This is a genomic window from Cloacibacterium caeni (assembly GCF_907163105.1).
In the GTDB taxonomy this organism is placed as follows: domain Bacteria; phylum Bacteroidota; class Bacteroidia; order Flavobacteriales; family Weeksellaceae; genus Cloacibacterium; species Cloacibacterium caeni_A.
Genome location: NZ_OU015321.1, coordinates 1,702,324 through 1,715,421, shown reverse-complemented (window position 1 = coordinate 1,715,421; position 13,098 = coordinate 1,702,324). Strand labels below are relative to the sequence as shown.

At 34.5% G+C, this 13,098-nt stretch carries 13 protein-coding genes; all 13 read right to left on the bottom strand.

Features of this window, described 5'->3' with window-relative positions:
• Window positions 1-116 precede the first annotated feature (116 nt).
• Window positions 117-1,496: an NADH-quinone oxidoreductase subunit N gene (locus KKQ76_RS07845; protein ID WP_213196661.1), complete on the bottom strand. Its 1,380-nt coding sequence runs from the start codon at window positions 1,494-1,496 to the stop codon at window positions 117-119.
• 73 nt (window positions 1,497-1,569) lie between these two features.
• On the bottom strand, window positions 1,570-3,054 hold the full coding sequence (locus KKQ76_RS07840) for a complex I subunit 4 family protein (RefSeq protein ID WP_213196660.1): 1,485 nt from the start codon (window positions 3,052-3,054) through the stop codon (window positions 1,570-1,572).
• Between the two features lie 3 nt (window positions 3,055-3,057).
• A complete protein-coding gene (gene nuoL, locus KKQ76_RS07835) occupies window positions 3,058-4,950 on the bottom strand; it encodes an NADH-quinone oxidoreductase subunit L (RefSeq protein ID WP_213196659.1) in 1,893 nt (630 codons plus the stop codon).
• A 5-nt stretch (window positions 4,951-4,955) separates the two neighbouring features.
• Window positions 4,956-5,282: an NADH-quinone oxidoreductase subunit NuoK gene (nuoK, locus tag KKQ76_RS07830; RefSeq protein WP_069797220.1), complete on the bottom strand. Its 327-nt coding sequence runs from the start codon at window positions 5,280-5,282 to the stop codon at window positions 4,956-4,958.
• A gap of 4 nt (window positions 5,283-5,286) precedes the next feature.
• Entirely contained in the window at window positions 5,287-5,781 is a 495-nt protein-coding gene (locus tag KKQ76_RS07825; RefSeq protein ID WP_069797193.1) for an NADH-quinone oxidoreductase subunit J family protein, read from the bottom strand.
• Window positions 5,782-6,336, bottom strand: coding sequence for a NuoI/complex I 23 kDa subunit family protein (locus KKQ76_RS07820; protein ID WP_069797219.1), 555 nt, complete (start codon window positions 6,334-6,336; stop codon window positions 5,782-5,784). It lies immediately after the preceding gene.
• 115 nt (window positions 6,337-6,451) lie between these two features.
• Window positions 6,452-7,501: an NADH-quinone oxidoreductase subunit NuoH gene (gene nuoH / locus KKQ76_RS07815; RefSeq protein WP_213196658.1), complete on the bottom strand. Its 1,050-nt coding sequence runs from the start codon at window positions 7,499-7,501 to the stop codon at window positions 6,452-6,454.
• Window positions 7,502-7,576: 75 nt separating this feature from the next.
• Window positions 7,577-8,581: a 2Fe-2S iron-sulfur cluster-binding protein gene (locus KKQ76_RS07810; RefSeq protein WP_213189730.1), complete on the bottom strand. Its 1,005-nt coding sequence runs from the start codon at window positions 8,579-8,581 to the stop codon at window positions 7,577-7,579.
• 45 nt (window positions 8,582-8,626) lie between these two features.
• Window positions 8,627-9,979: an NADH-quinone oxidoreductase subunit NuoF gene (gene nuoF, locus KKQ76_RS07805; protein WP_213196657.1), complete on the bottom strand. Its 1,353-nt coding sequence runs from the start codon at window positions 9,977-9,979 to the stop codon at window positions 8,627-8,629.
• 12 nt (window positions 9,980-9,991) lie between these two features.
• A complete protein-coding gene (locus KKQ76_RS07800; protein ID WP_213196656.1) occupies window positions 9,992-10,501 on the bottom strand; it encodes an NADH-quinone oxidoreductase subunit NuoE family protein in 510 nt (169 codons plus the stop codon).
• Between the two features lie 122 nt (window positions 10,502-10,623).
• Entirely contained in the window at window positions 10,624-11,847 is a 1,224-nt protein-coding gene (locus KKQ76_RS07795; RefSeq protein WP_213196655.1) for an NADH-quinone oxidoreductase subunit D, read from the bottom strand.
• 22 nt (window positions 11,848-11,869) lie between these two features.
• A complete protein-coding gene (locus KKQ76_RS07790) occupies window positions 11,870-12,364 on the bottom strand; it encodes an NADH-quinone oxidoreductase subunit C (RefSeq protein ID WP_069797185.1) in 495 nt (164 codons plus the stop codon).
• Between the two features lie 125 nt (window positions 12,365-12,489).
• The gene (locus KKQ76_RS07785) at window positions 12,490-13,047 is read right to left on the bottom strand and encodes an NADH-quinone oxidoreductase subunit B (RefSeq protein WP_069797184.1); all 558 of its coding nucleotides are present in this window, start codon (window positions 13,045-13,047) and stop codon (window positions 12,490-12,492) included.
• Between the last annotated feature and the right edge of the window lie 51 nt (window positions 13,048-13,098).

Below are 13,098 nucleotides of genomic sequence, written 5' to 3'. Positions count from 1 at the left end.
ATGTACAATTAAAAATTTGATTTAAACAAATTATTTAATCAAATGATTAAAATTATAAAAAACAAAAACACAACCCATTTCTGAATTGTGTTTATTTTTTGATTAAGAATTTCTAATTAAAGTCCGAATTGTACTTTGAAAAGGTCTGGATAAATACCTATTGCAAGAATTGCTACAATGATGAAAACTGCAATAATATTATACGTAATGCTTACTTTTTCTGAACTTTTAAATGTAGTTTCTGTATGGAAAAACATTGAAATAATCAGTTTTAAATAATAAGCGATACTTAGTGCAGAACCAATTACAGCAATCAAAACTAGGAAAGCAGCTCCGTTCATCGCTTGAGCAAAAATGTTAAATTTCGCTACAAATCCAGCAGTTAATGGAATACCTGCCATTGATAATAATGAAACTGCTGTTACAACCGCTAATAAAGGTTCAGATTTTGCCAAACCTTTGAAGGCTTCAAATGAAGTTTCTCTTTTTAGTTTTTCTACCCAAATTAAAGTCATAAATACTCCAACTGTAGCGAGTGAATAAGCGAATAAGTAAAATGCTAAATTATATACAGATAAGCTGTTTGCTCCAAAGAAAATTAAGCCTAAATAACCTGCATGAGAAACAGATGAATAAGCCAACATTCTCTTAGCATTGGTTTGTGCTAATCCCATTGCATTGGCTAATAAAAGCGTGATGATGACTAAAACGCCTAGAATGTTAATCCATTCTTTGATGCTTCCTGCAAAAGCAAGATTCATAACCTTGAAGAAGGCAAAGAATGCAGCAATTTTTACTACAGAAGCCATGAATGAAGTAATCAATGATGGAGCACCTTGGTAAACATCTGGACTCCACATGTGAAAAGGAGCTAGAGAAACCTTAAATGCCATTGCTACCAACATTAACATGATTCCCATTACAAACATTAAGTCTTTAGGATTTGCTACGCTGAAAGTATTGATTACATGAACATCAAAACTACCTGTGCTTCCATAAATTAATGCAATTCCGAAAAGAAGGAATCCTGTAGCAAATGCTCCCATTAAGAAATACTTAATTGAAGCTTCGTTTGAGCGTAAATCAGTCTTGTTACTTCCAGCCATTACATATAGCGGAATAGATAAGATTTCGATTCCTAAAAATAGTGTTACTAAATTTGTAAAACTGAAAAGAATTACAGCCCCAATTAATGAAAATAACATTAACGAATATAATTCTGATTGGTGACTACGGTGATTGTTAAATGCAAAACCTCCTAAGAAGAAAATTAACAATGTAACCACTAAAGAAATTTTGGTAAATAAAGCAGCATTTTCATTAAAATCAAACATAGATTTGTATTGATTAAAAAATGCTAACTCAGGAGAGAAGCTTACACAAAGTGCAACCAAAAGTCCCAAAATTCCGATATATCTTGCAAATTTTCCTTGATTATAAACTCCAGAAAATAATGCTAATACTGCCGTAAGGAATAAAACTACTAAAACACTCATTATTTATAGATTTGAGATTTAAGATTTGAGATTTGAGATTCTCAAAAAACAAATTCTAAAATTTATTATTTTTTTAACCCTTAATAGAAGAGTAGATAAACTTCAACGAACTATTCACCATTTCTAATACACCGCTTGGGAAAACTCCTAATACGATTACCACTACAGCCAAACTTGCCAATACTACAAATTCTACATTAGAAATGTCTTTTAAGGTACTTACCACTCTTTCATCACCGGTTCCAAACATGGCTTTTCCATACATTCTTAGCAGATAAACTGCGGCTAGAATAATAGTAAGACCTGCAAAAACGACTACCACTTTATCATAATCAAAAATAGATTTTAATAAAATAAATTCGCCGATGAATCCATTCGTTAATGGAACTCCCATAGAACCAAGTAATAAAATCATGAAAAGTGTAGCAAATTTAGGAGCCGCTTTAGCGTAACCTCCCATTTGTCTGATGTCTCTTGTTTTAAATTGTTTGATTAAAATATCAGCACAGTAGAACAAACCTACTACGTTAATACCGTGTGCAAAAGTTTGAACTAAAGCTCCTTGCGCTCCTTCGAAAGTAAAATTTCCTTGAGCGGTAAGAATAGCAGAAGCAAAAATACCTGCCACCATTAATCCTACGTGTGAAAGCGATGAGTAAGCGATAATTTTCTTAATATCATGGTGTACAATCGCAATAAGCGCTCCGTAAACCACTCCTAGAATAGAAAGAATCATCACTACTTGTCCAGAAGTTCCGAGTAAAGCAGTTGGTGCAATAGGTAATAAATATCTTAAAACACCATAAATAGCCATTTTAAGCATGATACCAGAAAGCAACATTGTTCCTTGAGTAGGAGAGAAGGTATACGTATCTGGTTGCCAATTGTGAAGTGGGAAAATCGGTAATTTTACAGCAAAAGCTAAGAAAATTAACCAGAAAACCACTACTTGTTGTACTTCGTTTAAGTTAGCGTTATACAAATCTGTCAGTTCAAAAGATGCAGCATGGTTGTAAACATAAATTAAACCAATGAACATAAATAATGAACCTACAAAAGTATATACGAAAAACTTAGTAGTAACTTTAATTCTTTTTTCTTCGTCTCCCCAAAGTCCAGCGATGAACCAAATTGGGATAAGCGTTACTTCCCAGAAAACGTAGAATAATAATCCGTCTAGAGCAGTGAAAACACCTACTAAACCAAACTGCATTAATAGAATTAACGCGTAGAAATTATTATTGTATTTCTTGTTTTCATTGAAAGAAGAAAGAATAATTAATGGAACTAAAATGTTTGTTAATAATAACAAAAGCATGCTCATTCCGTCTACACCGAAGTGTAATGTGCTTTTAATATAGGATGACCACGGCTTGACAATCTCAAATTGTAATGGAGAGTCTACCGTAGGTACATTATTAAATAGTGATAGCATGTAGAATGTTAAAAACATCTGCACGAAAGCAATTCCTACTGCTAAATATTTGCTATTAGAGTTTCTAAACGCAAAAACTAATCCTGAACCAATTAAAGGTAAAAGTAACAGTGCTTCTAACATTTGCTATTGTAATAAAAAGTTAACAATTAAAATTAAACCGATTGCCAAAGACATAATGAGAACATAATTTTCTACATTACCATTTTGGAATTTTTTAAACGCTCTTCCAGAATCTACTGCTCCGAAACCTACAAAATTGAAGAATCTATCCATCAGTTTATCAAACATTCTGGTGCCTTTTCCAAGACCTTCTACAGGTTTCACTACCGTAGCATTATAAAGTTCGTCTATTAATAATTTTTTAGCTGATAGTCTTTCCCAGCCTTTATAATTTTCTTCTGGTTGAGCCATTTTATTTTTAGTAACATAGATATTTCTTACGATGAAGAATACCGTTGCTACCATTACTAATGTAATCGCCAAAAGAATCATTTCAATATTAAATGGAACTTCTGCATGTTTCGCTCCATATACGTAAAGTGGTTCTAACCAATGTGCTAAATTTTGATATTCACCATGACCTATGAAATGAGGTAAATTAATGAAACCACCAACTACAGAAAGAATTGCTAAAACAACTAAAGGAAGTGTCATAGAAATTGGGCTTTCGTGTAAGTGATGTTTTTGTTCTTCTGTTCCTCTGAAATTTCCAAAGAAAGTTAAGAATAACAATCTAAACATGTAAATTCCAGTTAAAGCAGCACTGAACAATGTTAAGCCCCAAATTACTGGAGATTTAGCCCAAAGTGCAACTAAAATTTCGTCTTTAGAAATCATACCAGACAATGGCGGAATTCCAGCAATGGCTAATGTTCCGATTAAGAAAGTCCAATACGTTACAGGAATTTTAGATTTTAAGCCTCCCATAAATCTCATATCTTGTTCTCCACTCATGGCGTGAATTACCGAACCAGCTCCTAAGAATAACAATGCTTTGAAAAAAGCGTGCGTCATTAAGTGGAACATAGCAGAAGTATAAGCTTCTACACCTAGTGCTATAAACATAAGTCCTAACTGAGAAACAGTAGAATATGCTAACACTTTTTTGATATCATTTTGTCTTAAACCGATGAATGCTGCAATTAATGAAGTAGCAAGACCAATTACAAGAATAAAGTCTAAAGTACTCGGTGAAAGATGATATAAGAAATTAGAACGTACTACTAAATAAATACCAGCTGTAACCATGGTTGCCGCGTGAATTAACGCTGAAACCGGAGTAGGACCAGCCATCGCATCTGGTAGCCATGTAAATAAAGGAATCTGTGCAGATTTACCCATAGCTCCAATGAATAAACTAAGCGTGATAAACATAATCACCACTCCGTCAAATTCAAATTTTGAAGCGTTTTGTGCTACAGAAAGATAATCTAGTGCATTGGTTTGTGAAGCGATTAGGAAAATACCAATCAATAAACCAAGGTCACCAATTCTGTTCATTATGAAAGCTTTTCTAGCAGCTTTCCCATATTCTGTATTTTCGTACCAGAAACCAATCAGTAAGTAAGAACAAAGACCTACACCTTCCCAACCGATGAAAAGAATAAGGTAATTGCTTCCCATTACCAAAAGAAGCATGGAGAAAATAAATAAATTCAGATAAGTAAAAAACTTGTAGAAACCTTTGTCATGGCTCATGTAACCAATAGAGTACAAGTGAATCAAAGAACCAATTCCTGTAACAATCATCATCATCATTAATGATAATTGGTCTATTTGGAACCCGAAATTCACTTGAATTCCGCCGATGGTGAACCATTCAAATGCTTTTACAATAACTGGTGTTCCGTCTGCAGGAAATCCTATAAAAATACTTACAGAAATTAGAAAAGCCGCGAATACTACTAATGTAGCTAATCCGCCAACCAAAGCTTTTGGTAAGCGCTTTCCAAATAATCCGTTGATTACAAATCCAATCAAAGGAAGTAAAACGATTGCGTATACTAAATTTTCCATCTGCATTATCCTTTTAATTTGTTAAAAATACTTACATCTACATTTCTGGTATTTCTATACATCATAGTGATAATCGCTAGACCTACTGCAACTTCTGCAGCAGCCACTACCATGATAAAGAATACCAAAATTTGTCCGTGTCCATCTCCTTTATAAGCAGAAAATGCAGCCAAAAGTAGATTTACAGAATTAAGCATTAATTCTACACATCCTAAAATGATGATGGCATTTTTACGAACGAGAACTCCTAAAACTCCTAAACAAAACAATGTAGTACTTAAAATGATGTACCAATTGAGCGGTATGTTTTGTAAAAATGAATTGACTTCCATAATTCTATAAATCTTTTTTACCAATTAATACTGCGCTTACAATACCTGCTAAAATCAGGATAGAAGCGAGTTCGAATGGTAATACATATTCGTTAAACAATAATTTTCCAAGGTTTTTAGTCAAACCGATGCTGCTATCAATATTTTGAACAACATTCGATTGAGAAAGACCTTTATAAGCTCCTAACATTCCCACGAAAAGGATTCCGGCAGAAAAAATACCGATAAATTTCGTGAGATTTTGTTTTTTGCTTTCGTCTTTAGCATTAAGATTAAGCATCATTAATACATAAAGGAATAACACCATGATGGCTCCTGTGTACACGATAATTTGTACAATTCCTAAGAACTGCGCATTTAATAAAACATATAATGCAGCAATGCTAAAGAAAGTAACAATTAATGATAAAATTGCATACAAAGGATTTCTTGCAAATACAAAGTAAACAGCACTTGCAACCGCTACTAAAGCGATAAAAAAGAATAAGAACTGTTCCATTTATTTAAGAGCTTTTTTTTGTGATTCTGTTTGTCTTTCAGAAATATCTATTCTGTTTTCCATGCTTTCTACCAAAAGATCTTTGCCGTAGATAAATGAGCCTCTGTTTTGTTCTGGTTTTACAATTCTATCGGTAAGATAAATTGCAGATTTAGGACAAGCTTCTTCGCATAATCCACAGAAGATACATCTTAGCATATTGATTTCATATACTTCGGCATATTTTTCTTCTCTGTAAAGATGTTTTTGCTCTTTGGTACGTTCTCCCGCAGTCATGGTAATGGCTTCAGCTGGACAAGCTACCGCACATAATCCACAAGCAGTACATCTTTCTCTGCCTTCATCATCACGCTTCAGAACGTGTAATCCACGATAAATTTTAGAAAATTCTCTTTGCTCTTCAGGGTAGCTTACCGTAGGTAGTTTCCCAGTAAGAGTCATTATCGCATGTTTTCCGGTAATTCCCATTCCTTTGATGATTGCAGGGAGATAAATTTTCTCTGCAAAAGTCATCTTTTTGTTAGAAGCTACCTTTGATCTATTGGTTAGTTTCATATAAATTAGATTTGAGATGTGAGATTTGAGATGTGAGGTTTTTCTCTACTCAAACTTTATCTTAAATTTTTAATTTTTTTATAATTTCAAATTTCAAATAATCAATTTCAAATGATTAAATCCATTGATAATGTTGGTTCAAAAGAACTAAAGCTCCAGTTACCAACAAGTTTACTAATGCAAGCGGAATTAATGATTTCCAGCCAAGGTGCATTAATTGGTCATATCTAAATCTTGGTAAAGTCCATCTAATCCACATAAAGGTAAGGATTACGGCAATGGTTTTAGCCAAGAATGCTAAAATACTTGCAATTCCAGCTGCGTTTTCTCCCCAGTTTTCACCAATCCAAGCTAATCCTGGGAAATTGTAACTTCCTAAGAAAAGGGTAGTGATTAATGCTGAAGAAATAAATAAGTTTACATATTCACCGAATAAGAAAAGTCCTAGTTTCATCGCAGAATATTCTGTGTGGAAACCTCCTACTAATTCTGTTTCACATTCTGGTAAATCAAATGGAGCTCTATTGGTTTCTGCTAATGCTGCTACAAAGAAGATGATAAATGCTAATGGTTGGAAGAAGATATTCCATTTCATACCATACCATCCACTTTGAGATTCTGCAATTACCTTAAGGTCTAGAGAACTGTTCATCATGATAATAGCCAATAGAGATAGCCCCATTGCTAATTCGTAAGAAATCATTTGAGATGAAGCTCTAATTGCTCCGATTAATGAATATTTATTGTTAGAAGCCCAGCCTCCAATCATAATTCCGTAAACACCGATAGAAACCATTCCCATTAAGTAGAGAACGCCTACATCTAGATTGGCTACTTGTAAATCAAAAGATTGTCCGCCAATATTCAGAGATTTTCCCCAAGGAATTACGGCTCCTGTAATTAGTGAAATAAACATTACTAAACCAGGCCCGAAGAAAAATAAGAATTTTTCTGCTTTTTCTGGGATAAAGTCTTCCTTGAAGAAGAATTTTCCACCGTCAGCTAATGGTTGAAGTAAACCGAATTTCCAGCTTCTGTTGGGACCAATTCTGTCTTGCATAATGGCAGCCACTTTTCTCTCGGCCCAAGTAGAGTAGGCTGCTACAGCCATAGATAGGGCGAAAAGTGATACTACAAGTATTGTTTTGAAAAGTATTAAATCCATTTCTTTATGAGATTTTAGATTTTAGATTTTAGATTTTAGATTTTGAGAATCTTTAACCATTCATCTTTCTCCAAATTATTCTAAATTATCTTTTTTGCTAATTTCTTTAGCGTTTTCATATTCTAATTTTTCCACTTCAGCATCTTCTGGTTTCTGATAGTGGTTAAGAGAAATTACAGAATGTCTGCTGATGTGTCTTGGTCCTTCTATGTTCCAGTGTTTTACATCTTTTTTCTCGAATCTACATTCGTTGCAGATAAATTCTTCTACTTCTCCGTATTGATCTTTTCTGGCAGTTACTCTTACGATTTCGTCTCCTTTCATCCAAAGAACTGCTTTACCAGAACATTTAGAACAAGTACAAGTAGCATCAACCGGTTTTGTAAACCAAACTCTGCTTGCAAATCTTGCTGTTCTATCTGTTAATGCTCCAACTGGACAAACGTCTATTACGTTTCCAATAAAGTCATTATCTAAAGCTTTGTTAAGATAAGTAGAGATTTCTGCGTGCTCACCTCTGAAAAGAATTCCGTGCTCACGAGTATTCGTCAATTGGTTAGCTACCAAAACGCATCTTGCACACAAGATACATCTGTTCATGTTTAGCTTAATGTTTGGTCCTAAATCATCAGCGTCATACGTATTTTTTTCAAAATCATTTCTGGTTTGCTGAAGACCATGTTCGTAACCTAAATCTTGAAGGTGACATTCACCAGCTTGGTCACAAATAGGGCAATCTAGTGGGTGATTGAGTAAAAGGAATTCGGTAACGGCTTTTCTTGCTTCTTGCGTTTTTTCAGAAGTAAGGTTTTTCACTTCCATACCGTCCATTACTGTAGTTCTACAGCTTGCTACCAATTTTGGCATAGGACGAGGATCTGCTTCAGAGCCTTTAGAAACTTCTACTAAGCAAGTTCTGCATCTACCGCCACTGTTTTCTAATTTGCTGTAATAACACATTGCTGGAGGAACAGATTTTCCACCAATCTGGCGCGCTGCGTTTAGAATGGTAGTACCTGGTTCTACTTCCGTAGTTTGCCCATCAATGGTTACTTTAAATTTTTTAATTTCTTCGCTCATTTCTAAGTATTATGAATTAAGCTTTAGCTTTATTAATGTCTAATATTATTGTTTTTCAACTACCGGAAGTGGATCTGCATAATGTGCAATTCCATAATTTCTGGTTAAGCATTCTGGATTATTGATATGCCATTCGAATTCATCTCTAAAATGACGAATTGCTGCTGCTACAGGCCAAGCTGCTGCATCTCCTAATGGACAAATGGTGTTTCCTTCAATTTTTCTCTGAATATCCCATAGCAAGTCGATGTCTTTCATTTCGCCTTGTCCTGATTCTATTTTTTTTAGAATTTTATACATCCATCCAGTTCCTTCACGACAAGGTGTACATTGTCCGCAACTTTCGTGGTTGTAGAAATGTGCTAAGGTCATGGTGTGTTTTACCACACATTGGTCTTCATCTAAAACAATGAAACCACCAGAACCCATCATAGTTCCTGTAGCGAAACCGCCATCAGAAAGAGATTCGTAGTTCATGTATCTTGGTTCGCCAGAAGCTGTTTTAAGCAATAAATTTGCTGGAACAATTGGAACTGAAGAACCTCCAGGAATACATGCTTTTAATTTTTTACCATTCGGAATTCCTCCACAATATTCATCAGAGTAGATAAATTCTTCTACAGTGATGGTCATATCTATTTCGTAAACTCCTGGTTTATTGATGTTTCCGCAAGCGGAAATTAATTTAGTACCTGTAGAACGTCCTACACCAATTTTAGCGTATTCTGCTCCTGTAATATCTATAATTGGAACTACTGCAGCGATGGTTTCTACGTTATTTACCACAGTTGGACATTGCCAAAGACCTTTTACCGCAGGGAAAGGTGGTTTTAATCTAGGATTTCCGCGTTTTCCTTCTAGTGATTCTAAAAGTGCAGTTTCTTCTCCACAGATGTAAGCACCAGCTCCTCTTTGAACATAAATTTCTAAATCGAAACCACTGCCTAAAATATTTTTACCTAGGAAACCTGCTTTTTTAGCTTCGTCAATTGCTTGTTCTAAAATATCTGGAATCCATGCATATTCTCCTCTGATGTAGATGTAAGAAGTGTTAGAACCTAATGCATAAGATGCGATAATCATTCCTTCAATCAAAAGATGAGGAAGAAACTCCATCAAATATCTGTCTTTGAAAGTTCCAGGTTCAGATTCGTCTGCATTTACAACCAAATATCTAGGCACACCTTCTGGTTTTGCTAGGAAGCTCCATTTCATTCCTGTAGGGAAACCAGCACCACCACGACCTCTAAGACCTGAAGTTTTTACTTCTTCTACAATTTGGTCTGGAGTCATTTTTAATGCTTTTTCTACAGACTGGTAACCTCCATGTTCTCTGTAAGTATCAAAATGTCTGATACCTTCTATGTGTGCGTTTTTAAGTAAAAGTTTTTTACTCATAACTGTTATTTATTAATCAAGAGCGATTTGTCCTTGTCTGCAAAGCTCAAGGATTTCGTCTACTTTTTCTTTAGTTAAATTTTCGTGATAGAATTTTCCAAGTTGCATCATTGGTGCATAACCGCAAGCTCCAAGACATTCTGCAGGTTTTAGAGTAAATAAACCATCTGCAGTAGTTTCGCCAGCTTTGATGCCTAATTTTTCTTTGATATAATTTACGATATCATCACTTCCTCTTAACATACAAGGTCCTGTAACGCAAACTTCTAATACGTATTTTCCTACAGGTTGCATATTAAACATGGTGTAGAAAGTAGCTACTTCATACACTTCTATTGGAGTAATTTCTAAAACACTTGCTACATAATCCATCACAGGAACGTCTAACCAACCGCCAAATTCCTTCTGCGCTAAGTGAAGCACAGGAATTAATGCAGATTTTTGTTTTCCTTCTGGATATCTTGCAATGATTTGTTTTACTTTTTCTAAAGTTTCTGGTTTAAAAGCAATTGTTTCGCTCACTTCTTTAAAATTTTAAATTTTAAATTCTGAATTTTAGATTTTAAATATCTTTAATTCAAATAATTAACTATGGATTTTTTAGATTAGTAATTTAAAATTTATAATCTAAAATTTATATCTTTTTATCCGTCTAATTCTCCAGCAATCACGTTCATGCTACTCATCGTAACGATTGCATCAGAAATTACGGCACCTTTAATCATTTCTGGATACGCTTGATAATAGATAAAACAAGGTCTTCTAAAGTGCAATCTGTATGGAGTTCTACCGCCATCACTTACTAAATAGAAACCAAGTTCACCGTTTCCACCTTCTACAGAATGATAAACTTCGCCGGCAGGAATATCAGTTTCACCCATCACGATTTTGAAGTGATAGATTAATGCTTCCATGTTATTGTATACTTCTGCTTTTTCTGGTAAGAAAAATTCTGGTACATCTGCATGGAAATCTCCTTCCGGTAAATTGTTATAAGCTTGGTTAATGATTTTCAAACTTTCCCAAATTTCCTGTTGACGAACCATGAATCTATCATAAGTATCTCCACCAGTACCAATAGGAATATTGAAATCAAAATCTTGATATGATGAATAAGGACTTGCTACTCTCACGTCATAATCTACACCAGCAGCTCTTAAGTTAGGACCTACAAAACTGTAATTTAATGCACGTTCTGCACTAATAGGACCAGCACCGATGGTTCTGTCCATGAAGATTCTGTTTCTTTCTACTAAATTTGAAAATTCTTGGAATCTTGCAGGGAAAGTTTTTAAGAAATCTTTTAATAATTCGTGGAATTTAGGAGTGAAATCTCTCTCGAAGCCACCAATTCTACCCATGTTTGTAGTCATTCTAGCGCCACAAACTTGTTCGTAGATATCGTAAATTTTTTCTCTGTCTTGGAAAACGTAGGTGAAACCAGTTAAAGCTCCTGTATCTACAGCAATTACGGAGTTACAAACCAAGTGGTCTGCAATACGAGCCAATTCCATCATGATAACACGCATGTAATCTACTCTTTTTGGCATTTCAATCCCTAGAAGTTTTTCTACTGTCATGTGCCAACCAATGTTATTGATAGGTGCAGAGCAATAATTTAAACGGTCTGTAAGAGTGGTAATTTGTGTGAAATTTCTACGTTCAGCAATTTTTTCAAAAGCTCTGTGAATATAACCTACGGTTTGTTCAGAATGAAGAATTCTCTCACCATCCATGGTTAACACATTTTGGAAAATTCCGTGTGTAGCAGGGTGAGTAGGACCGAGGTTCAGTGTATATAATTGACCGTCTACTTGCTCTTGAGCATCGTATTGGCTAAGTATATTTGATAATTGATTGTCTTTCATAATAATTTAGATTTCAGAATTTTTATCTACCGAACATAGAGTCGTCTTTGTCAGTTCTGGTTCCATCTTCTAGTGCATATTCTTTTAGAAGAGGGTGATACCCTAGTTCTTCCATATTTAGAATAACTCTTAAATCTGGGTGACCTTTAAACGTAATTCCGTAGAAATCATATGTTTCTCTTTCCATCCAATTGGCTCCTGAATACAAGTCTGTGATAGAATCTACCTCGGCATTATCTTTTGGGAAAAAGCTTTTGATTCTTATTCTAAAATTTTCTTGTAAATTATGAAGGTGATAGATTACTCCAAGTTCCTTCTCCTTATGGTCTGGATAATGAATACCACAAATATCTGTAAGGAACATAAAATTAAGAGAAGACTCTTTAAGGTGATGAATCACTTTTTTAAGCTCTTCTTTTTTTACTTCTACAGTAAGAAATCCATAAGGTTCAGACGAAGAAATCACTGCTTCTGGAAATTCTCTATTGATGGCTTCTAAAACAAATTCGCTTGTCATATTATTAATTTGAAAATTTGAAATCGAGGTAAATTACATCGCCTTCAAAAATTTGTTTCTATTATTGTTTCAAATTTATTTTTGATAAACGTAAGACTTGAAATTCAAATCTTTACATTTTCAAATTACTTAATTCCGTAGCTTTCTAATAAAGCTTTGTATTCTGGTAAATCTCTTCTTCTTAAGCTTTCGTTTTCTGCCAAAGCTTGTACTTGCATGTAACCTTCAAGAATTTGTTCTGGTCTTGGTGGGCATCCTGGAACATATACATCTACAGGAATAATTTTATCAATTCCTTGTAAAACAGAATAAGTATCAAAAATACCACCACTACTTGCACAAGCACCTACAGCAACTACCCATCTTGGTTCTGCCATCTGTGTATAAACTTGTTTAAGAACTGGAGCTAATTTTTTAGAAATAGTACCACAAACCAGTAGGATATCTGCTTGTCTTGGCGAGAAACTCATTCTCTCTGCCCCGAATCTAGATAAATCATAGTTAGGAGCCATAGTTGCCATAAATTCGATACCACAACAAGAAGTAGCAAATGGTAATGGCCAAAGCGAAAACTTACGAGCCATACCGATAATATCGCTTAATTTTCCTGCGAAAAAACCTTCACCTTCTATTCCTGGAGGCGCAGGTGCATTAGTATTGATTACAGGTTTATTATCTGACATTTTTAATTTTTTTAAAGTTTTTTTGAAAAATCTTACTCTAATGTGTAAAAC